This is a genomic window from Paenibacillus sp. NPDC055715 (assembly GCF_053617595.1).
The window spans coordinates 56,143-77,052 of record NZ_JBSHGA010000015.1 but is presented as its reverse complement, the minus strand read 5'-3'; the positions used below and the strand labels follow the sequence as shown (position 1 = coordinate 77,052).

19 protein-coding genes and 1 pseudogene are annotated in these 20,910 nt (G+C 48.2%); 16 read left to right on the top strand and 4 right to left on the bottom strand.

Annotated elements, in window-relative coordinates; translation table 11 throughout:
- Positions 1–392: 392 nt before the first annotated feature.
- On the bottom strand, positions 393–1,523 hold the full coding sequence (gene mnmA, locus ACWGOO_RS19520; protein WP_452486127.1) for a tRNA 2-thiouridine(34) synthase MnmA: 1,131 nt from the start codon (positions 1,521–1,523) through the stop codon (positions 393–395).
- A 298-nt stretch (positions 1,524–1,821) separates the two neighbouring features.
- Here mnmA and cymR point away from each other — a divergent pair, with 298 nt between their 5' ends.
- From cymR to ACWGOO_RS19500, 4 genes are all read left to right on the top strand, one after another.
- A complete protein-coding gene (gene cymR, locus ACWGOO_RS19515; protein ID WP_014282941.1) occupies positions 1,822–2,241 on the top strand; it encodes a cysteine metabolism transcriptional regulator CymR in 420 nt (139 codons plus the stop codon).
- An 11-nt stretch (positions 2,242–2,252) separates the two neighbouring features.
- Positions 2,253–3,404, top strand: a complete 1,152-nt coding sequence (locus ACWGOO_RS19510; protein ID WP_452486126.1) for a cysteine desulfurase family protein — start codon at positions 2,253–2,255, stop codon at positions 3,402–3,404.
- Positions 3,405–3,538: 134 nt separating this feature from the next.
- On the top strand, positions 3,539–4,060 hold the full coding sequence (locus ACWGOO_RS19505; protein ID WP_452486124.1) for a PRC-barrel domain-containing protein: 522 nt from the start codon (positions 3,539–3,541) through the stop codon (positions 4,058–4,060).
- 10 nt (positions 4,061–4,070) lie between these two features.
- Complete coding sequence (locus tag ACWGOO_RS19500) at positions 4,071–4,283, top strand: hypothetical protein (protein WP_452486137.1); 213 nt, start codon at positions 4,071–4,073, stop codon at positions 4,281–4,283.
- 214 nt (positions 4,284–4,497) lie between these two features.
- On the opposite strand, the gene ACWGOO_RS19495 is transcribed toward ACWGOO_RS19500, so the two are convergent.
- On the bottom strand, positions 4,498–6,471 hold the full coding sequence (locus ACWGOO_RS19495) for a methyl-accepting chemotaxis protein (protein WP_452486123.1): 1,974 nt from the start codon (positions 6,469–6,471) through the stop codon (positions 4,498–4,500).
- Positions 6,472–6,681: 210 nt separating this feature from the next.
- Between ACWGOO_RS19495 and ACWGOO_RS19490 the strand changes: the two genes are divergently transcribed.
- Entirely contained in the window at positions 6,682–7,749 is a 1,068-nt protein-coding gene (locus ACWGOO_RS19490; RefSeq protein ID WP_452486121.1) for an AI-2E family transporter, read from the top strand.
- Positions 7,750–7,820: 71 nt separating this feature from the next.
- On the opposite strand, the gene ACWGOO_RS19485 is transcribed toward ACWGOO_RS19490, so the two are convergent.
- Positions 7,821–8,006, bottom strand: coding sequence for a hypothetical protein (locus ACWGOO_RS19485; RefSeq protein WP_452486119.1), 186 nt, complete (start codon positions 8,004–8,006; stop codon positions 7,821–7,823).
- An 86-nt stretch (positions 8,007–8,092) separates the two neighbouring features.
- Between ACWGOO_RS19485 and alaS the strand changes: the two genes are divergently transcribed.
- From alaS to ACWGOO_RS19435, 10 genes and pseudogenes are all read left to right on the top strand, one after another.
- Positions 8,093–10,726 carry an alanine--tRNA ligase gene (gene alaS, locus ACWGOO_RS19480; RefSeq protein ID WP_452486118.1) on the top strand — a complete coding sequence of 878 codons (2,634 nt, stop codon included), beginning with the start codon at positions 8,093–8,095 and terminating at the stop codon, positions 10,724–10,726.
- A 136-nt stretch (positions 10,727–10,862) separates the two neighbouring features.
- Positions 10,863–11,123 (top strand): IreB family regulatory phosphoprotein, encoded by a 261-nt coding sequence (locus ACWGOO_RS19475; protein ID WP_007431624.1) that lies wholly within the window; start codon positions 10,863–10,865, stop codon positions 11,121–11,123.
- 9 nt (positions 11,124–11,132) lie between these two features.
- Entirely contained in the window at positions 11,133–11,549 is a 417-nt protein-coding gene (gene ruvX, locus ACWGOO_RS19470) for a Holliday junction resolvase RuvX (RefSeq protein WP_452486116.1), read from the top strand.
- Positions 11,550–11,562: 13 nt separating this feature from the next.
- On the top strand, positions 11,563–11,865 hold the full coding sequence (locus ACWGOO_RS19465; RefSeq protein WP_134913170.1) for a DUF1292 domain-containing protein: 303 nt from the start codon (positions 11,563–11,565) through the stop codon (positions 11,863–11,865).
- The gene (locus tag ACWGOO_RS19460) at positions 11,862–12,167 is read left to right on the top strand and encodes a DUF1292 domain-containing protein (protein WP_452486113.1); all 306 of its coding nucleotides are present in this window, start codon (positions 11,862–11,864) and stop codon (positions 12,165–12,167) included. The genes ACWGOO_RS19465 and ACWGOO_RS19460 overlap by 4 nt, the downstream gene beginning before the upstream one ends.
- 95 nt (positions 12,168–12,262) lie before the next feature.
- On the top strand, positions 12,263–13,291 hold the full coding sequence (gene mltG / locus ACWGOO_RS19455; RefSeq protein ID WP_452486135.1) for an endolytic transglycosylase MltG: 1,029 nt from the start codon (positions 12,263–12,265) through the stop codon (positions 13,289–13,291).
- Positions 13,292–13,302: 11 nt separating this feature from the next.
- The gene (locus ACWGOO_RS19450; RefSeq protein ID WP_452486111.1) at positions 13,303–14,232 is read left to right on the top strand and encodes a peptidase U32 family protein; all 930 of its coding nucleotides are present in this window, start codon (positions 13,303–13,305) and stop codon (positions 14,230–14,232) included.
- 32 nt (positions 14,233–14,264) lie between these two features.
- Positions 14,265–15,596, top strand: a complete 1,332-nt coding sequence (locus tag ACWGOO_RS19445; protein ID WP_452486109.1) for a peptidase U32 family protein — start codon at positions 14,265–14,267, stop codon at positions 15,594–15,596.
- 25 nt (positions 15,597–15,621) lie between these two features.
- A pseudogene (locus ACWGOO_RS19440) lies at positions 15,622–15,852 on the top strand (methyl-accepting chemotaxis protein); the annotation flags it as partial.
- A 415-nt stretch (positions 15,853–16,267) separates the two neighbouring features.
- Positions 16,268–18,076 (top strand): peptidoglycan D,D-transpeptidase FtsI family protein, encoded by a 1,809-nt coding sequence (locus ACWGOO_RS19435; protein WP_452486107.1) that lies wholly within the window; start codon positions 16,268–16,270, stop codon positions 18,074–18,076.
- Here the strand turns inward: ACWGOO_RS19435 and ACWGOO_RS19430 are convergent.
- The gene (locus ACWGOO_RS19430) at positions 18,031–19,185 is read right to left on the bottom strand and encodes an AI-2E family transporter (protein ID WP_452486105.1); all 1,155 of its coding nucleotides are present in this window, start codon (positions 19,183–19,185) and stop codon (positions 18,031–18,033) included. The genes ACWGOO_RS19435 and ACWGOO_RS19430 overlap by 46 nt on opposite strands.
- 202 nt (positions 19,186–19,387) lie before the next feature.
- Between ACWGOO_RS19430 and ACWGOO_RS19425 the strand changes: the two genes are divergently transcribed.
- A complete protein-coding gene (locus tag ACWGOO_RS19425) occupies positions 19,388–20,836 on the top strand; it encodes a polysaccharide deacetylase family protein (protein ID WP_452486103.1) in 1,449 nt (482 codons plus the stop codon).
- The last annotated feature ends 74 nt before the right edge of the window (positions 20,837–20,910 follow it).

Below are 20,910 nucleotides of genomic sequence, written 5' to 3'. Positions count from 1 at the left end.
TGTTTTGACCAGAGTCCCATAGTGTTCTCCCCAACCTTTCTCTTACTTCCATTTTAATGGGTTTGAGAGTTTACACAATATATTTTACAGACTCCATACATGGAAGTAGAAATGTTAAAGCTTTAGGTTCATATCCATCATTACTAGACGCAACCCACATTCAGGAAATACTTATGGTAGGTCGGGCAGCAGCCTACAACGAATTAAATTCTGGCAATTTCCCAGTGATGAAAGTAGGTAAACAGTTAGGAGTAGCAAATCCACTTTTTGCAAAATACATAATCGAATCCTCATATTGCGCTAATGAATAAATAATGCATAAAAAAGACATCTCCCTACAAATAGGGAAGACGCCCTTCTTTTTAAATACTTATGCCACGTCAAACGTATATTCATTTAACCGATTCAGGCTGGAGCTTTTCAACCTTGTCAATGGTTCCGCCGCCCAGACACCGTTCGCCATCGTAAAATACGACAGCTTGTCCGGGCGTAATGGCCTTTTGATGTACATCGAATACGATGTGTACGGTTCCGTCCTCAAGCCATTGTAAAGTCACTTGCTGGTCAGGCTGGCGATAACGGAACTTGGCTGTGCAACGGAATTCGCCGGACGGACGCATATCCGCACCTTCAATCCAGTTCACGTCGGTTGCAATTAGGCTGGTGGAATACAAGCTGTGGTGACGGTCGCCCTGTATCACATACAAAATGTTCCGCTCCAGATCCTTGTCGGCTACGAACCACGGTTCGCCTGAACCGGAACCGCCTATGCCTAAGCCTTGCCGTTGGCCGAGTGTATAGTACATCAGACCATCATGGCGTCCTTTGACTTCACCTGTAGCGATATCCACCATGTCTCCGCCTTTAGCAGGCAGATACCCGCTCAAAAACTCCTTGAAATTACGCTCGCCGATGAAGCATACGCCTGTGCTGTCCTTCTTCTTGGCCGTATACAGTCCTGCGGCTTCCGCAATTTTGCGGACTTCCGGTTTCGGCAAGTGACCGATGGGGAACATAGTCCGAGACAATTGTTTTTGGCTCAATGCATTCAGGAAGTAGGTCTGATCCTTGTTGCTGTCCACGCCCCGCAGCAAGGTGAAACGGCCGTCTTCTTCCACAACCCGAGCGTAATGTCCTGTAGCAACATAATCCGCGCCCAAATCCAGCGCTTTATTGAGAAATTCGCCGAATTTAATTTCACGGTTGCACATGACATCGGGGTTTGGAGTACGTCCAGCCTTATATTCATCAAGAAAATACGAGAATACTTTATCGAAGTATTCTTTTTCAAAATTGACGGTATAGTAAGGAATGTCGATCTGCTCACAGACACGGCGTACATCCTCCGCATCCTCCTCAGCCGTACAGCGGCCAAATTCATCCGTGTCATCCCAGTTTTTCATGAAGATGCCGATTACGTCATAGCCCTGCTCCTTTAGCAGCAGCGCGGTAACGGATGAGTCGACGCCCCCGGACATGCCGACGACGACACGGGTTTCATGATTGGCTTTAGCCATGGTCATCACCCAATTCTCTCAAAATTGTTGTAGAACCCTCCTATTGTAACATAAACGATTATAAGTTACGATGGCTGGACGATCCAACGACACGGAGAACGATGGGAGAAAGCTCCATAAAATGGGCCAAAGCCGTTCCAAATGGCCCGAAAACAACTCTTTTTAAGATTGTTACCGTAATGTTTCCCTTTACCTGCCCTAATATGTTAACATAAGCTGAGGGTTAAGATCGGAATAGAGAGTTATATAACACCAGTTATTCCGCGTGTTTAACGGAATTGTTACTATAAGTGAGGTGCCACAATTGAAAATATCAACAAAAGGCCGCTACGGCCTGACGATTATGATGGAACTTGCAGCCAGATTTGGCGAAGGTCCGACGTCTTTGAAAAGTATAGCCGAGAAGAATCAGCTCTCCGAGCATTATCTGGAGCAGCTTATTGCGCCTTTGCGCAATGCAGGTTTGGTAAAAAGTATCCGTGGTGCTTACGGCGGTTATATTCTGGCGGGTGAACCGGCAGGGGTAACGGCAGGAGACATTATTCGTGTACTGGAAGGTCCGATTTCTCCGGTAGATTTCACTGAAGAGGACGACCCGGCGAAGCGTCAGCTATGGCTGCGGATTCGTGACAGTATTGCAGAAGTGCTGGATTCCACTACGCTCAAGGACTTGATCACATACCAGGAACATGATGAATTGGATAACTACATGTTTTACATTTGAGGTGAATTGACATGAACAGAATTTATCTGGATCATGCCGCATCGACTCCTATGCATCCTGAGGTTGCGCAGACTATGATGGACATCATGACCGGCCAATTCGGCAACGCTTCAAGCGTTCATGCCTTTGGCCGGGATGCCAAGCGCACCGTCAGTGCTGCGCGGGATGCCGTTGCGGCCTCTTTGGGCTGCAAGCCCGAAGAAATCATATTTACTAGCGGAGGGACAGAAAGCGATAATCTGGCCCTGTTCGGGACGGCTACGGCAGATGGCCGCACTTCTGGCCATATCATTACGACAGCCATTGAGCATCATGCGGTGCTTCATGCTTGCGCTGAACTCGAAAAAGCGGGATACGAAGTGACCTATGTGCCAGTCAAGAGCTCTGGGCGCGTCAATCCAGCCGATATAGAGGCTGCGATCCGGCCGGATACTTTTTTGATCAGCATGATGTATGCCAACAATGAGGTAGGCGTAATTCAGCCGATCCATGAAGTAGGACAGATTGCGGGAGAACATGGCATTGTATTCCATGTAGATGCGGTTCAAGCTTACGGTCATATACAGATAGACTGCCAGAGCCTTCCTGTTGATTTGCTTAGCGTATCCGGTCATAAGATTAACGGCCCGCAAGGCGTTGGAGCTTTGTATATCCGTCAGGGTACACGTATCCAACCTTTGATGCACGGGGGACTTCAGGAGAAGAAACGCCGTGCCGGTACGGAAAACATTGCCGGGATTGCAGGTTTGGCTAAAGCAGCAACTCTTGCCAACACCTCTATAGAGGAACGTTGGGCGCACGATATGGCTCTTCGTCAAACTCTGCTGAAAGCGCTGGAAGACACTTTGGGCAAAGACGCTTTTGTAATCAACGGCGATCCTGAGCATTTTTTACCGAATGTTCTGAATCTTAGCTTCCCGGCTATTGGTACGGAAACCATGTTGATGAATCTGGATATGGAAGGAATTGCAGCGGCCAGCGGTTCAGCTTGTACTTCCGGGTCTTTGGAATTGTCGCATGTATTGCAGGCGATGGATCTTCCTGAGAATGTTTTAAAATCAGCGATTCGGTTTAGCTTCGGTTTGGGTAATACTACGAAAGAAATGGAATACACGGCCAAGAAAATTGAAACCATATGGAAGCGGCTACGTAGTAGGTACTAGGGATTTCTCCGCACTTTAATAAGAAGGGAGGGGCGGTTTTCCATTTCATTGCATGAACGGAACCAAGGTCTGACACGCATGAAGGAAAGGACCGCATCTCCGTTCGGATTGCAGAATGAGGAGGTACCCTATATATGAAGCTTCAGGATATGATCGGACTTGCCGTTTTCGATGTAGAGGGCGGGAAGCAGATCGGTAAAATACTCGATTTTATGGTGACGGATGATTGGAAAATTATAGGGATCGAGTTGGAAGGTAAAGGCCTTTTTTCATCTCAAGTGAAAATGGTGGCTTGGGATGACATCATTGCTTATGGCGAAGATGCGATTATGATTCGCAATCAGCAGGCTGTCCGTAAAACGGAGGCCAACGATATTCAACATACGTATTTGCTTGGACCCGGTAAACTGAAGGATTTATCCGTGCTTACAGAGGAAGGGCTTATGCTCGGACACATTTCGGATGTTTATTTTGACCAGGAAATGGGCAATAACATAATAGGCTTGGAAATCAGCGATGGTTTTGTATCGGATATTATTGAAGGGCGGAAATGGCTGCCCTGCACCGAAGAAATGTCCATCGGGGAGAATGCCGTTATGGTGCCCCCGTTAAGCGAGCAGCGTTTGGAAAAAGCCATATATTCTGTTAATGGATAGGGTGAGTTTATTGAGATGTCCGAATTGTAATTCCAAAGATATCGGCAAAATCGGCTCCCATCAATTTTATTGTTGGGGATGCTTCATCGAACTTCAGGTGAATGGTGACAAAATGTCTGTCTACCAAGTGGAAGAGGACGGTACGCTCAGTTCGCTGGACGACCTGTTCTTTGGAGATGACGTGGCACAACAGGACTTGCCGCAGATCCACGCTTCTTCCTAAGTTTAAATCTGGAGTAGGGACAGGCAGTCCATCTAATGTGGTGTGAACTATACTGTTCAGCAGATGAACGGATCATAGATTGGACCATGCTTGATGAATAACGAAGAGGGTGATTCCCGATGGCTGTAATAGCCTGGGAGTCACCCTCTTTTTCATATAGATTCCTGTCTGGATAGGTAGCATGCTGTTTATCTGTTTTTTGAGCAGAATTGCTTTACAGCTTAAAGCGTTTAACCTCTTCCAGCAGTAGGTCTGCGTGCGAGTCAAGTTTGGCGGAAAGCTCGGCAATATTGTTCATGGAATGCCCTTGCTCCTGCACGGAGGAAGCTACTTCCTCGGTGGAAGCTGCGCTTTGCTCAGATACGGCGACTACGCTGGAAATGACATCGGAAATATGTCCGGCGTTTGTCCGGAGATGACCAGCCGCGGCAGATACATCCTCAATCTGGGTAAGCATATGCTGAGACGCTCCCCGTATGGACTCGAACGCCTGTCTCGTAGCGATAGCCGCACGTTCCTGCTCTACTGTTACAGCGAGAGCCTTCTTCATTTCCTCTGCGCTCCGCAGTCCCGCAACCTTGATTTCCTCCAGCTTGTGCATAATGCTGTCACTGGAACTTCCTGCTTGTTCAGCCAGCTTGCGTACTTCCCCGGCAACGACGGCAAAGCCGCGTCCGTGTTCCCCGGCGCGGGCTGCTTCAATGGAAGCATTCAGCGCCAGCAGATTGGTTTGGGCTGCGATATCATGGATGGCCCCGGCCAGCAATTCAATATCCTGTGTTTTCAAGTTGAGTGAGTCTACAGCTTCACCTACAGCGGTTGTTGTTTGTCTGGACTCGGCTGCGAGCTTCGCTTGACGCTCCGCTGTTTCGTACCCGACCAGCACGGCAGAGTCCGTTTCCAGCACAGCGGTTTGGGTGCGCTTGACGCTTTCACCGATCTGGTCGATGGAGCCTGTCATATGCGACAGCTTTTCAGAGCCGGAATATACAGCTTCTGCCTGATCACTTGCTCCTTGAGCAAGCTCCTGAACGGCACTGGAGATTTGTGATGCAATAGTCCCGGTATCCTTGGCGTACTGGTGCATATCATGAGAAGCCGAGCTAACCTCGCCAGCCGTATCTGCTACTTTGCGCAGCAGGTGAGAGAGATTATCCGACATGATATTAAAATCCGTACCCAAGCTGGCAATTTCATCTTTGCCCTTAATATCCACATGTGCTGTCATATCCCCTTCAGCCACCCGCTTGACGTTCGCTTGAAGCCTCCGAATCGGATTGATAAAGCTGTTTGCCGCCCAGACCGCCAGCACCATAGCAACGACAAAGATGATAGCAACGGTAATGAGTAACTGATTGCGTGTGGAGTAATACTCCTGAAAAGCAATATCTTTCGAAATAGATAAGCCTACAATCCAGCCTGTGCTGGGCATTTTCTTAAAATAAAGCTGACGATCACTACCATTGTAGCTGTAGTCGATTTTTCCCGAAGGGGCGCTCAGCAGGGCCGCAGTTGATGAACCTAACTCGGGCGTATCCTTGAGATATTTACCAGCCAGCTTGCTGTCCGGATGCGCGACCACGACTCCATTCTGATCAATCAGAAATGCGTAGCCCAATCCGTTCAGGTCTATGCTTTTAATCATTTTTGTCATATCGTTGAGCAAAATATCCTCACTCACTACACCAGTGATGGAGCCGTTGGAATCCTTGAGAGGCTTTGCAATGGAGATGGTAAAATCACTGCTGGCTGCATCAATATACGGTGAGGAATAATACATTTCTCCCTTAGCTTTGGCATCCTTGTACCATGGACGAACGCGAGGATCGTAACCCGCTTCAAACCAGCCGGAGCCGTCCCAATAGGTTCCATCCTCAAATCCTGCGTAAATATTGGCAACACTTTGATCTTTATAGTTTTGAAAGGCTGCCTTCATTGAAGCCACTTTGGCATCTGAGGGAATATCACCGGATTGCAGTCCGACAGCCAGTGTTTCGATAATTTTGGCGTTGCCGCGTGTCCATCCGTCGAGCAGGTTGACGGTTTCAGAAGCTTTGCTTCTCATAAGCTCTGGGATATCATGGTTAGCCTGATTTTTAATGCTTGTCATGCTAATCACGGACAAAGGTCCTGCTGAAACGACAACAATGCAGGTAAAAAGGAGAATAAGCTTCATTTTCAAATTCATAAAAATACCCCCGATAGTTCAGAAATGTGAAAATTAAGGTAGTTCTTTTTTATTTATATCGTCAGACGGAATCACTTTGTTAATCATTTTCAGCCGTTTTTCTATTTCTTTACAATAGATACTTTGGGGTGCCTCCAGACTCAGGGGAAGGATTAAAGTAAAGGTACAGGCATATACTTAAAAGAGGCTAGTCCGGTAAGGGGGCACGGTATGGATCAATTAACGAAAAGCAGGCTGTTCCGATACGGAATATGGACACTGCTGGGACTCGTCATTCTGTATTTTATCTGGCTGCTGCGGCCTTTGTTTTTGCATCTGTATGATTTTCTGAAAACGATTATTGCGCCATTTGCGGTAGCGATGATTATTTCCTATGTACTTAATCCTGTGGTCAATATGCTGGGCGGACGCAAGGTACCTCGAAGTGTAGCCGTCCTGCTTATTTATGCCGTATTTTTGAGCAGCCTCGTCGTCATTCTGATGCACCTGATTCCGATGTTTATCGAACAACTGGATGAGCTGAATGAGCACCTGCCCGAGCTGACCATGCATGCACAGGGATTAATGACGAATATGGACGGAAGTATTTTACCCCAAGGGATACGCTCAGGTATGAATCAGTGGTTTTTTCAACTCGAGAATCGGATGGCTACAGGGATTGCTGCTTTTATGGACAACATCGGTGGGATGATCAATATGTTGTTCAATGTGTTCATTGTGCCGTTTCTCATTTTTTATATTTTAAAGGATTTCGATGTGTTCGAACGGGCTATTGTGTCTTATCTCCCGCGATCCCGCCGCAAGGCTATTGTAACGGTGCTTAAGGAAATTGATCAGGCGCTCGGTAACTATGTGCGTGGACAACTGCTGGTCTGCGTCATTATCGGGGTGATGGCCTATATCGGATATATGCTGATTGGGATGCCTTATGCGCTACTGCTGGCAGGAGTGGTGGCTGTATTCAATATTGTGCCGTATTTAGGCCCGTTTTTGGGGGCTGCTCCGGCGGTTGTTATGGCTTCTACGGTTTCTTTGAAAATGGTACTGCTGGTCTTAGTCGTCAATACCTGTATTCAAGTGTTGGAAAGTAACGTCATTTCTCCCCAGGTGGTTGGACGTACTTTGCATTTGCATCCGATTGCCATCATTTTCGCACTGCTGGTGGGTGGCGAAATAGCGGGAATAACCGGGTTAATTTTAGCGGTTCCGGTGATGGCGGTCTTGAAGGTGGCGCTTCAGCATTTTTTTGCTTATTATGTGAAGCGCAAAACGATCTGATTTCGTCCATATTCCCGTCTGAAATCGCGTTGACACGGCTAAATGACACGGATATACTGAATTAAGTATGTTTAAATGTGTTTATCCAGTAGGGAAAGCTCATTTCGGAGTGCGGGCTGAACCCGCCGGGATGCTCCCGTTACCAGTGAAAACAAGGCGATCGCTCGTCCGTTAATCAGATGCCTGAGTGCGCAGCCTGCGCATGTAGCATTTCGTGAAGAGGGGACGACGATAACCAGGGTGGTACCGCGATACAATCGTCCCTGATCCGTTCAGGGGCGTTTTTCTGTTTTTTATGGCCTGTGCCAAGTACAAGTGACACCATAATTAGGAGGTTATTTATATGAAAGCTAGTGAAATCCGCTCCAAATGGCTGGAGTTTTTTGAAAGTAAGGGACATGTGATTGAACCCAGCGCACCGCTTGTTCCACATAAAGATCCTTCCCTGCTGTGGATTAATGCGGGGATGGCACCGCTTAAGCCTTATTTTGACGGACGTGTGAAGCCTGAAAATCCGCGTATCGCTAATTCGCAAAAATGTATTCGCACCAATGACATTGAAAATGTCGGCAAAACGCGCCGTCACCACACCTTTTTCGAAATGCTCGGTAATTTTTCGATTGGTGACTATTTTAAGGAAGAAGTCATTGTGTGGGCGTGGGAGTTTCTGACTGATCCGAAGTGGATCGGCTTTGACCCGGAGCGTCTGGCTGTAACCGTGTATCCTGAGGATGAAGAGGCGTACAAGCTGTGGAACGAAAAGGTGGGGCTTCCTGCTGAACGTATCATCAAACTGGAAGATAACTTCTGGGATATCGGCGAAGGCCCTTGTGGACCTTGTACGGAAATTTTTTATGATCGCGGCGAAGCTTACGGTAGCGACATGACGGACCCTGAAATGTATCCGGGCGGGGAAAACGAGCGTTATCTGGAAGTATGGAACCTCGTATTCTCACAATTCAACCATAACAAGGATGGCAGCTACACGCCGCTTCCGAACAAAAATATTGATACAGGCGCCGGATTGGAGCGTTTTGCATCCATTTTGCAAAATGTGGATTCCAACTTCGATACGGATATTTTCCAACCTATTATTCAGAAAGCAGCCGCTATGGCAGGGGTCAAATATAACGAAAATGTGGACAGTGATGTGGCTCTCAAAGTGATTGCCGACCATGTCCGCACCGTAGCTTTTGCGATTGGTGACGGTGTGCTGCCTTCCAACGAAGGCCGTGGTTATGTTATCCGCCGTTTGCTACGCCGTGCTGTCCGTTACGGAAAAATGCTGGGCATGAACCGTCCATTTATGTTTGAACTGGTGGAAACGGTGGGAGATGTAATGGGCGTGTACTACCCTGAGGTAGTAGACAAGCGTGATTTCATCATCAAGGTGATCAAAACAGAAGAGGAACGCTTCCACGAAACGCTGACGGACGGATTGGCTATTTTGGCTGATATCAGTGCTCAGGCGAAATCGGAAGGTCGCGATGTCATCAGTGGAGCAGACGCATTCAAATTGTATGACACGTACGGCTTCCCATTTGACCTCACAGAGGATTATGCGGACGAGCAGGGCTTGAAAGTAGACCGTGAGGGCTTTGATGAAGCGATGCAGGAGCAACGGAAACGTGCGCGTGACGCTCATCAGGACAATGCAAGCATGAAGATTCAGGGTGGAGCCTTGTCTGACCTGGCGGTTAAAAGTGATTTTGTTGGATATAATGACCTCGTAACCGAGTCTAAAATTGTGGCTATTGTATATGAAGATGTGCTGGTGGACAGTGTTAGTGAAGGACAGACTTGTCAGGTTGTGCTGGACGTGACTCCTTTTTATGCTGAAAGCGGCGGACAGGTCAGTGATCATGGCTTGCTACGCGGGGGTACGGTAACGGCGAAGGTCGAAGGACTGTTCAAGGCACCTCAAGGCCAACATGTACATCAGGTCGTCGTGGAAGCTGGTGAGCTGAACGTTGGCGATACAGTTAAAGCGGAAGTAGACCAAGCATCTCGCGGTGAAATCGAAAAAAATCATACCGCCACGCATTTGCTTCACAAAGCGCTTAAAGAAGTGCTGGGCGACCATGTCAATCAGGCAGGTTCACTGGTAGAACCTGGGCGTCTGCGTTTTGACTTCTCCCATTTTGGAAGCATTACGCCGGAAGAACTGGCGGATATTGAGCTGCGTGTAAATCGCGCGATTTGGAGCCAACTGGATGTAAATATTGAACTGAAACCGATTGATGAAGCCAAGGCTCTTGGAGCGATGGCGCTGTTCGGTGAAAAATATGGAGATATCGTACGTGTCGTCAAGGTAGGCGATTACAGCATTGAGCTGTGCGGCGGCTGTCATGTAAGCAACACCTCACAAATCGGACTGTTCAAGCTTGTCAGCGAGAGCGGCATCGGATCGGGCGTTCGCCGGATTGAAGCGGTGACTGGACGCTTTGGCTTTGAATATATGGAAGGTCAGTTGGAGCTGCTAAAAGTATCGGCAGGTCTGGTGAAATCTAAGCTGTCCGAGGTGCCAAAACGCATTGAATCTTTACAGCAGCAAATTAAAGATCTCAGTCGTGAAAATGAATCGCTGCAAAGCAAGCTGAGCGTTATTGAAGCGGGTCAGTTGACCGATCAGGTCGTGCAAGCTGGCGGAGTGCAGCTGTTGGCTGCACGCGTGCAGGCTTCCAGTATGGATGCGCTGCGTGCGATTGCCGATGAGCTGAAAGGCAAGCTTCCGGTTGCTGTGCTGGTGCTCGGGGCTGCGATGGACGACAAAGTCAATTTTGTCGTAGCTGTACCGGCAGAGCATACCAAGGCTGGACTTCATGCAGGCAAGCTTGTGAAGGAAATTGCTGCTGTATGCGGCGGCGGCGGCGGTGGGCGTCCGGATATGGCTCAAGCCGGAGGCAAGGATGCCAGCAAGCTGGACGAAGCGCTCGTGCGCGCCCGTGAATTGGTAGTGGCGGCTTCTCAAGGATAAAGTTCGATAATTCTTGCGGATTTTTGGAAAAAGCCGGATTTAGACATTTCCTTGAAGGGCCCTGCTTATGGTATGATGTATAAGAATAAGCTGGCATAAACATGTACACATGTTTTGTGGAAGCGAGGTGTCAACAGTGGATTCCATGGACAAAACGGTCAAATTTAATGTCAAGGCGGATGAGAAGGAAGCTTCTGCTCAGGAGATTTTGTTGACCGTATATGATGCTTTGGTAGAAAAAGAATACAATCCGATTAATCAGATTGTCGGGTATTTGTTGTCAGGTGATCCGGCTTATGTGCCACGGCATAATAATGCCAGAAGCCTGGTACGCAAAAAAGAACGCGATGAATTGATTGAAGAGCTGGTTCGTTTCTATCTGGCCAAGCACCGTTAGGAGACAGGCATGAAAGTAATGGGATTGGATTACGGGGACCGCCGAATCGGGGTTGCCGTAAGTGATGCCTTCGGCTGGACCGCCCAAGGATTGGAAGTCATAGAACGACGCGGTGACGACGGCGAGTTCGGTAAAATTGCAAATCTGGTCCGTGACAATGAGGTCGGCGAGGTTGTAGTAGGCTTGCCGAAAAACATGAACGGTACCGTGGGTCCACGCGGTGAGATTTGCATTGAGTTTGCGAACCGACTCAAGGAGTTACTGGGTTTACCCGTTCACCTTTGGGATGAACGGCTGACGACGCGTTCGGCGGAGCGCACGCTTCTGGAGGCCGACGTCAGCCGAAAAAAACGCAAGCAGGTGGTAGACAAACTGGCCGCAAGCCTGATCTTGCAAAACTATTTGGACGCACACAGTACAAGGTGAGGGGGATTTCGTAATGACTGAAAATCAAGTGGGTATGGAAGAAGAACCGGAAATTATTTACATTGCCGATGACGAGGGCAACGAGGAAGAGTTCGAGGTCATTATGAAGTTTGAGGTAGACGGTTCCGAAGCGAAGTACATGATGGTTGCGCCAGTGGACCCTGAAGCCGACGAGTCCGATGTGTACGCCTTCCGTTACGAGGAAGAAGGCGATGATATTAAATTGTTTGTGATCCAAGACGATGCCGAATGGGAAATCGTTGAAGAGACCTTTAATACATTTGTGGAAGAAGAGGACGAGGAAGACGGGAAATGATGAACTATTCACGTGAAAATCTGAGTTGGACCTCTGATTTGAAGGAAGCGTTTGGCGGGGATGTAGAGCTACAGGATGAACAGGGCCGTGCGGTACGCATGGAACTGGAAGCGGAGTTCAAGGTAGGAGAGCAACGGTACGCCGTATTGCGTAAACCCGGAGCTGCTGAAGGCGAGCATGAGCTGTATCATGTGAGTTCATCCCCGGAAGGAGATATTTCCATCACCACGATTGAGGATGACGATGAGTGGGAAGATATTTCCGAGCTGTATGATGAATGTACGCTGCCAGAAGAGCTGTAAAGTCTGGATAACGAGGAGATCAAACCTGAAAGGGCGGACCAGTCCGCCCTTTTTGGCTGTGAAGGAGTTGGGTGGAATTGAAGCGAAGGGCGACGTTGGTTACGTTGCTTCTGTTGATTGTGATCATAGCAGGCGGAGCAGCTCTCTATATTTGGAATGCCATGCAGCCTGTCCAAACGAAGACGCAGCCGGTTGCATTTACAGTAGTGAAAGGAATGGGTACATCCGCTATAGCAGATACGCTGGAGCAAAAGGGACTCATACGTAATGCGCTCGTGTTTAAGGCTTATCTTAAATTCAAACAGCAAGGAAGCACATTTCAGGCCGGAAAATATGAGTCTCAGCCCGGTGCTACTTTTGATCAGTTGATTGCCAAGTTATCGGCAGGGGACGTTGTGAAAGAGGAAATGATCCGTTTTACGATACCGGAAGGATTTACGATCAGACAGATGGCTGATAAGCTGCAAAAGGAAGGACTGGCGAACCAGAAGCAATTTTTGCAGCTGGCCAACGATCCGTCCGCTTTTGACGTCGCACTGGTGCGGGATATTCCAAAGCAGGCGAGGCTTCGCTATGCGCTGGAAGGCTATCTTTTCCCGGAAACCTATGAGCTGAAAAAGGGCAGTACGACCAAAGATATTATACAGGCGATGCTGGAACAGACGCAAAAACGTCTGGAGACCGTTCCCGATTTGGACGCGAAGCTGAAACAGCGGGGTGAAACGCTGCATCAACTGCTGACGGTTGCTTCTCTGGTGGAGCGCGAGGTGGTTGTGGATGATGAACGTCCTGTCGTAGCTAGCGTCATTTATAATCGGCTCAAGCAGGATAAGAAGCTGGAAATTGACGCTACCGTTCAATATATGCTGGACAAGCAAAAGGAACGGCTGTACTACAAGGATTTGGCTGTAGAAAGCCCATATAATACGTATTTGCATCAGGGACTTCCACCGGGGCCGATTGCAAGCCCCAGTCTGAAATCAGTGGTGGCGGCTTTACAGCCGAAAACTACGGATTATTTTTTTTATGTGACCAAAAAAGACGGAACGCACGGACATTTGTTTGCCAAGACATATCAAGAACATTTGCATAATATTCAGGTAAGCAACCGTAAGACAAATTAGGAGGTGAGCCTATGGCTTACAAACCCGAACTATTGGTAACCGCCAGCTCTCTGGAGGATGCCCGTCATATGCTGGAGGCTGGAGCGAGCGCATTACTTATTGGAGATGATCGTTTTGGAATGCGGCTACCGGGGCATTTTACACCGGATCAAATCCGTGAGGTTGTGGCAGAGGCTCGGAAGCATGCGGCCCAGGTATATGTATCCATGACCAACTTGATGACGAACGAGCTATTGCCATTCCTTCCCGAATATGTGCAGACGATTGCCGAATGCGGTGTAGATGCCATTGAGTTTAATGATCCGGCAGTATTGATGGCGGTAAAGGAATATGCCCCCCATTTGAAGCTGTTCTGGAACGGTGAAATGATTTCCACCAACTTCGCAACCGCCAACTATTGGGGAGAGAAGGGTGCTTCGCGCGTCATTTTGGCCCGTGAGCTGAGTATGGACGAAATTACGGAAATGGTGCCAAAGCTGAACATGGAGGCGCAGGTTCAGGTGCATGGTATGACCAATATTTATCATTCCAAGCGCAAGCTTGTACAAAGCTATATGCTGCATCAAGGACGCCCGGTGGAAGGTGATCTGGGCAGAAAGCGTGGCTTGTTTTTGATCGAAGCAGAACGGCAGGAAGAGAAATTTCCGATTTATGAGGATATCAACGGAACGCATATTATGAGTTCGGATGATTTTTGCATTATGGAGGACCTGCATATTCTGATGGAGGCAGGCGTGCATAGCTTTAAGATCGAGGGTTTGTTGAAGCCTACGGCATACAACGCGGCAGTCGTTCGTGCTTATCGTAAGGCGATGGATACCTTTACAGCCGATCCTGACGCTTATGCTTATAATGAAAGCTGGCTGGATGAGGTTCGCCGTCTTCAAGATCCTGAACGGGAACTATCCTTCGGATTTTTCTATAAAGAACAGGTTTATTAATTTTAAAATGAGCACACAGAGGGGGGAACGTCATGGGAACGATGACCAAAACGAGAAAATATACGGGCAAGCGGAATCGTCTGGATAAGCCAGAGCTGCTGGCTCCTGCCGGAAATCTGGAAAAGCTAAAGTTTGCTATTCACTATGGCGCGGATGCCGTGTATATTGGTGGACAAAAATACGGTCTGCGCTCCAATGCCGATAATTTCAGCTTTGAGGAAATGCGGGAAGGCGTAGAGTTTGCGAAAAAATATGGTGCCAAAGTTATGGTTGCTACCAATATTTATGCGCACAATGAGGATATTGCGGGGATTGAAGAATACCTGCGTAATTTGTACAAGGCGGGTATTCATGCTGTAATCGTCGCTGATCCGGCGATTGTATCTGTGGCATTGCGCACGGTGCCAGAGCTGGAAGTGCATTTGAGCACCCAGCAATCGACGCTGAACTGGCAGGCGGTAAAGTTCTGGAAGAATGAAGGACTACCGCGTGTGGTACTGGGCCGTGAGACCAGCTTGGAGGAAATTGAGGAGATTAAAAAGCATGTGGACATCGAAATCGAAGCCTTTGTCCATGGTGCGATGTGTTCTTCATTTTCCGGTCGCTGCGTGCTGTCTAATCACTTTACGGACCGAGATTCCAATCGTGGAGGCTGCTGTCAGTCCTGCCGCTGGAAATATGATCTGTTTGAGGATGCTCGTCAAGACGAGGTTTGGATATCAGAGGAAGAGGCGCAGGATAGCAATGTGCTGAAGCAATTCCAGCTTGGTGTTAATCAGATTCCATGGTTTGAGGAAAATGATAATGCCTTTTCTATGGGCTCTAAGGATCTGTGCATGATTGAAAATATTCCTGATCTGATTGATGTCGGTGTGGACAGCTTCAAAATAGAGGGACGTATGAAGTCCATTCATTATGTGGCTACGGTTGTAAATGTCTATCGACAAGCGATTGACTCGTATATGGCTGATCCTGAAAATTATGTGCTCAAACCGGAATGGATTGATGAAATAAACAAGGCGGCTAATCGTCCGCTGAACACTGGATTTTTCTACGATACACCGGATCACGAAGATCATATTTATGAACCGGAAGAAAAGGCTGTGCCTTATGATTTTGCCGGACTGGTTATGGACTACGATGCGGCGAGCGGTATAGCTACCATTCAACAGCGTAACCATTTTAAACCGGGACATGAAATTGAATTTTTTGGTCCGAACGGAACGTTCTTTAAACAAACGGTTGGAACAATCTGGGATGAAGAAGGCAACGAACTGGATGCTGCCCGCCATCCGCTTCAACGGATCAAAATGAAGGTAGGTCAGCCTGTATCTTATTTTGACATGATGCGTAAAAAGAAGTAATTAAGTCTTAAGTCTCGGATAAAACGAGGAGACGACGGACATTTTCCAATCAGTATAGCAGCAAATGGGTGAATTCGCGCTTTGATTGGGCACGGTTACCTCATCCATTCAGGAGCTGAGTGAATCGCAGGCGACCTTGTCAGAGGCGATGACCCATGTGAGCGCGGTAGCTGAACAGTCCTCCGCCACTTCGCAGGAAGTCGCCTCTCTCAGCATCGAGCAGGCGAATATCGGGAATCAGCTGGCAGGATTATCGTGTTTATATGAATTTATTGTTTACCCAGAAGCCCTTTCCTTAGCCAATACCTTGCATAGCCTATACAGTACGCTAGAACAAAGGAGGCGTTCTTATGGGAGAAATGGAAAGAGGCTACGGAGGAGTGTGGACATCAATAGCCGCTATCCTGACACTGTTTATTTTGCTAGTGATCATCTTGAAAACATTTCTCTTATAACATTGTGGGCTCTACTGCATCGTACTGGTAGAGCCTTATTTGTTTGCCTGAATGCCCTGTCCTTGAGTAATCCTCTATATATGCTGAAGTGTACTACACATCAAAGGGGAATCGAGCCATGGGTAGTTTTCCTTATTAACAATTGACATGCCATATAGCATACAGATTGGAAAAAATAATTACAGGACATACTACTGGAAAAAAGATGAAAGAAGGATGCGTGTGCCGAGGCGCGGCAGCAGTTTCATTCGAAAACGTCGAATTGCATATATGGCTTTGGGCATTACGGTATTGTTACTCCTTTTGCTATTGCGGCTGGCCTGGATACAGGGGACGGCTGGTATCCATATGTCTGCTTACGGTGGGCATTCGCTCAAGGAAATGTCTGTACGCCAGCGGCAGGAGGGAATTGCAATCGACTCGGGGCGGGGACAATTTACGGATCGGTACGGACGTTCGTTAACTGGGGGCGTGGTATGGACGCCAGTGCTTTTTCCTGATGTGGACGGTAAAATAGCCCTGCACGGAGAACAACTTGCTAAGCTGCTACGGACAAACAGGAGAGAGCTGCTGGCTCGATGGAAGGCGCTGCAATCTCCGTTGTTATGGCGAGACGGGCGTGGAGAGCCCCTGCAAATCAAGCCGGATGAAGCGGGTAAACTGCTTAGCCTCGCGCCTTCGCTGGTAGAGCTTGTACCGTATTCGACACGCTACAAAAATTTACCCAATGGCAAGCAGTGGCTTGGCTTCTTGTATGAGCGACCAGACCAACCGGGTCAACTGCCGACTGGGGCAGCCGGGCTGGAAAGAACACTGGAGCCGCTGCTGAGCGGTGTAGGGGAAACGTTCGTTTCCCGGTTTGTGGATGCGCAGCGCCGTCCGCTCGCTCATGTGCCGTTACGGGTCAGTGCGCCATCCAATGATCACTACCCTCTACAGGTTCAGACGACCATTGACCTTCCATTACAGCAGCAGCTTGAAAAGTTGACGGAAACCAATCATCTGGAAGAAGGGGCGATGGTTGTGCTGGATGCAGGGAATGCCGATGTACTGGCGATGGTGTCTCGTCCTTTTTATAACCCTGGTCGCGTCGATCCGCAACAGACAACAGGTTGGTCTAATCGTGCCCTCAAGGCGGTGACGCCCGGCTCCATTTTTAAGCTTGTTACGGCTGCTGCTGCGCTTGAATCGGGGGCAGTCCAACCGAAGGAGCAATTCCATTGTCATGGGACCTATGGGAAGTATGGTTTGGCATGCTGGAAAAAAGAAGGACACGGCGCTCTGAACCTGGAGGAAGGGATCGCCGTATCCTGTAATATCGTGTTCGCTCATCTGGGTGAACGGCTTAGCCCTGCCCAAATTCAGGCGACAGCCTCTGCGCTCGGGTTGAGCCGAACCGTAGGTTGGCAGGAGCGGAATCTTGCAGGCATGTCGCAGTTCAGTCCGTTGGATCACGAAGAAAAGGGAGCCGTTTTCGGCTCCCATACGCATGCGGCTGATCCGGGTGTGCGTGTCCAGACAGCTATCGGCCAGCGAGACGTGCTGGTCACGCCCCTCCAAGCCGCCAATCTTATCGTGACATTGCTGCATGATGGTCAGGTACATGCTCCACGGTTGGTGAAGCACATCGGCTACGCAGACGGAGGCACATTGCTTGACCTGCCAGCTCACGCTTCTCCATCACCCGAAGGGAGCCGTCCGATTCATGCTTCCACAGCTCGTACGCTTCGCAAAGCGATGGAAAAGGTCGTAGCCCACGGCACAGGTGCATCCTTGCGTGGCAAGTTGTGGCATCTGGCTGGAAAATCGGGTACAGCTCAGGCTCTAAAGGATGGTCAACCCGTGAATCACCAATGGTTTATCGGCTATGGTCCGATGGAACATCCTCGTTATGCCGTTGCCGTTCTGGTACAAAATGCGCCACAGCATTCTGCAAATCAGGCAACAGCACTGTTCGGTCAGGTGATGGACCTGTTGGCTCAATTTTCCTCGGTTCCACGAGGAGCTACACGATCTTCCTCCTGAATGTTGACGATAAAGGGAGGCTCCTCGAATTCTTCTGTCGGAAATCGAATCCACTGCTGCAAATAGCCTTGCTGCCATAATTCCTTCAGCAAAATGATCAGGATTGGAGACAGAATCAACCCGGCCAATCCGAAGATCGACAACGAGATGATGGCAAAGGAAAGCATCAGATAAGCGGATGAAACGCCGATGGAATTACCGGTAATTTTAGGCTCTGCGAGCTGGCGGACGATTACCGTAACAGCCATGACAATGAGTAGCCCTACTGCCAGGTCGGTGTTGCCCGTGATGAACAAATAGACTGCCCACGGAATAAAAATAACAGGTACACCCAGCAGGGGCAAAATATCGAACAAAGCCGCCACAAGAGCCAACGACAGGGCATTATCCACCTGTAAAATGAGTAAACCTATAAATATGAGAACAAAGGTGATTCCTACTAGCACAGCTTGCGCCCTCAGAAAGGCTGAAATTGCTTTGAGGACATGATTTTTCAGAAAAAGATAAGCGGTTTTAAGCGTCTTGGGTGTTTTACTGCGAGCAATGTTCTTCCAGAGATTGATCTCCATACTTAAAAAGAAAGCTAAAATAATGGCAACTGCAAAGTTGCCCATAAAGACAGTGAAGGAGCTGAGAAACTGTATGAAAAAGGATAGCCCCAACTGTGCCCATTTGGTGGCAATGGCGGTCGCTGTTTCAAAATATTCGTTAACACGTTCGGTAATCCCCGGCGGCAAAGCGGCAATTTTATCTTGGGAAAGATGAAGATACCGTGTGAATTCCGTTTGGATAATCTGGGTATACTGTGGGAGATTTTGCGCCACTTTCGTAAATTGCGTAACCAGAATCAGACCCAGTCCAAAAAAAATAGCGAGTAAAAGGATGATAAACAGCAAAACGGAGAGCGCGGAAGCGAAGGGCTTCTTCATACCTTTGCGGTTGAAATAACGGGCCACAGGCTCGATGCACCAAAACACAACGAACGACAGGAACACAGGGGCCGCGAGCTGGTACAGCTTACTGGAAACGAACATAATTAAATACACGGTTAATACAATCAGGCCGATATCAAAAACGGTTCGCCAATATTTTTTGTACAATGGTAGCATATGTATACAACGACTCCTTTAAGATTTTCACCTATTGTACACTAAATTGGATGTCTATGCTGCTTACACAGTGCTAAAATGCAAAATCAGAACCCGCAGCAAAATCTCGGCACGCTTATGTCTTTGTGATAACATATAAGTAAGTCAGTTTTCCTCAGGAAGCCTGCTTGGTAGTCCAGAAATAGAAAAGTGGGGATAAAACGTGCAGACTTTGCTATTATGGTTGTTTTACATTTCAACCTTTTATGCTTTTATTCCGGCGCTGGTCAGTCGAATGTTTGGATTCCGAGTGTTCCGGCGGGGCAAGAGTGAGCAAGAGTATGCGCTCACCTTCGATGATGGTCCTGATCCAGTGTATACACCGCAATTGCTTGATTTGCTGAAGCGTTTTGATGCCAAGGCTACTTTTTTTGTCGTAGGCATACATGCGGAAAAACACCTGGAGCTTTTGAAACGCATGCATGACGAAGGTCATTTGATCGGTATTCATAATTATGTGCACAAATCGAATTGGCTTATGCGGCCTGCCACGGTCAAAAGGCAAATTGCCCGGACAGAGGCTATTATTCGCCGGGTAACCGGGGAAGGAACGACCTTTTACCGCCCACCGTGGGGAATTGTGAATTTCTTTGATATTTCCAACTCGAATGGTCGCCGAATCGTATTATGGTCCTCCATGTTCGGGGACTGGAAGGCAAAAATCGGAGCAACACAGTTGACTGAGCGGATGATCAAAAAGCTGAGGGGTGGCGAGGTGATGCTACTCCATGATTGTGGTACGACATTGGGGGCAGACGCAGGCGCTCCGCAAAACATGCTGATTGCGCTGGAGAAGTTGTTAGTGGTTGCCCATGAACGGAAGCTGCGCAGCGTACGTGTCGATACCTTATTTTGTCGTCAGTCTGCCAGCAGACCTGCTACGACTGAAATATCCAGTACGGATTGGTTTAAAAGAACGTTAGTATTCGGATGGTTGCTATATGAGCGGCTATTTCACGCCCTGTTTCGTCTACGTCCGTTGTGTAAGGAGGACACGATCTTTTACTACCGTCGGAGTACCTATCATGGACCCAATGTGAACATGGAGAACGGCAGGTGGCTGGAAAAAGGGGACGCCATCGTCGAACTGCATTTTGATAATAAAATGTTGTTTCAGTTAGGCACAACCGCCAAGTCTATGGTGCATTTGGCTATTCAGCTGATTCGGATTGTAAAACGACAACTTCCTGATCTCGCCTACCGAATTGCAGATGACCCCAAAATGAATGGCATTAAGGCCGTCTATGCAGTGAGTATGATTAACCGGGGACCGGAGAAACTGGGTTTTCAGATACAAGAGCTTCCCAAGGGACTGTTCAGAATAGTGTCAACCTTATATTTAAAGCTGTTATTTAGTGTTATCCATCCTTCCAGCCCAGAGCAGTTGAATGAAAAAAGGGACGTGATGGTGCCGAAGATGATTGTGATGCCGATTGATACTCTGTTTGATCGCTTCTGGCTGGGGGAATCATACCATACGGATCAAGGCCAAAGCAAAACAGATCCACGGGACGCTGCTCATATTCTCCACAGTGGAGTGAGTAAGGAAGCTAACCCTATTCAGGAAACAGTTACAGCCTCGCAAGTAGCGGATCCGGGATCGAGTAGTTGAATTAACGCCAAAAAAAGCCTCCCAACCCCTGTGATCAGGATGTTCAGGAGGCTTTTGTTTATTCTTTTTTATAT

Coding starts and splice junctions, on each gene's coding strand:
- mnmA (WP_452486127.1), bottom strand. CDS start 1,523: ATGACCATGGCTAAAGCCAATCATGAAACCCGTGTCGTCGTCGGCATG.
- ACWGOO_RS19510 (WP_452486126.1), top strand. CDS start 2,253: ATGAACAGAATTTATCTGGATCATGCCGCATCGACTCCTATGCATCCT.
- ACWGOO_RS19505 (WP_452486124.1), top strand. CDS start 3,539: ATGAAGCTTCAGGATATGATCGGACTTGCCGTTTTCGATGTAGAGGGC.
- ACWGOO_RS19495 (WP_452486123.1), bottom strand. CDS start 6,471: ATGAATTTGAAAATGAAGCTTATTCTCCTTTTTACCTGCATTGTTGTC.
- ACWGOO_RS19490 (WP_452486121.1), top strand. CDS start 6,682: ATGGATCAATTAACGAAAAGCAGGCTGTTCCGATACGGAATATGGACA.
- alaS (WP_452486118.1), top strand. CDS start 8,093: ATGAAAGCTAGTGAAATCCGCTCCAAATGGCTGGAGTTTTTTGAAAGT.
- ruvX (WP_452486116.1), top strand. CDS start 11,133: ATGAAAGTAATGGGATTGGATTACGGGGACCGCCGAATCGGGGTTGCC.
- ACWGOO_RS19465 (WP_134913170.1), top strand. CDS start 11,563: ATGACTGAAAATCAAGTGGGTATGGAAGAAGAACCGGAAATTATTTAC.
- ACWGOO_RS19460 (WP_452486113.1), top strand. CDS start 11,862: ATGATGAACTATTCACGTGAAAATCTGAGTTGGACCTCTGATTTGAAG.
- ACWGOO_RS19450 (WP_452486111.1), top strand. CDS start 13,303: ATGGCTTACAAACCCGAACTATTGGTAACCGCCAGCTCTCTGGAGGAT.
- ACWGOO_RS19445 (WP_452486109.1), top strand. CDS start 14,265: ATGGGAACGATGACCAAAACGAGAAAATATACGGGCAAGCGGAATCGT.
- ACWGOO_RS19435 (WP_452486107.1), top strand. CDS start 16,268: ATGCGTGTGCCGAGGCGCGGCAGCAGTTTCATTCGAAAACGTCGAATT.
- ACWGOO_RS19430 (WP_452486105.1), bottom strand. CDS start 19,185: ATGCTACCATTGTACAAAAAATATTGGCGAACCGTTTTTGATATCGGC.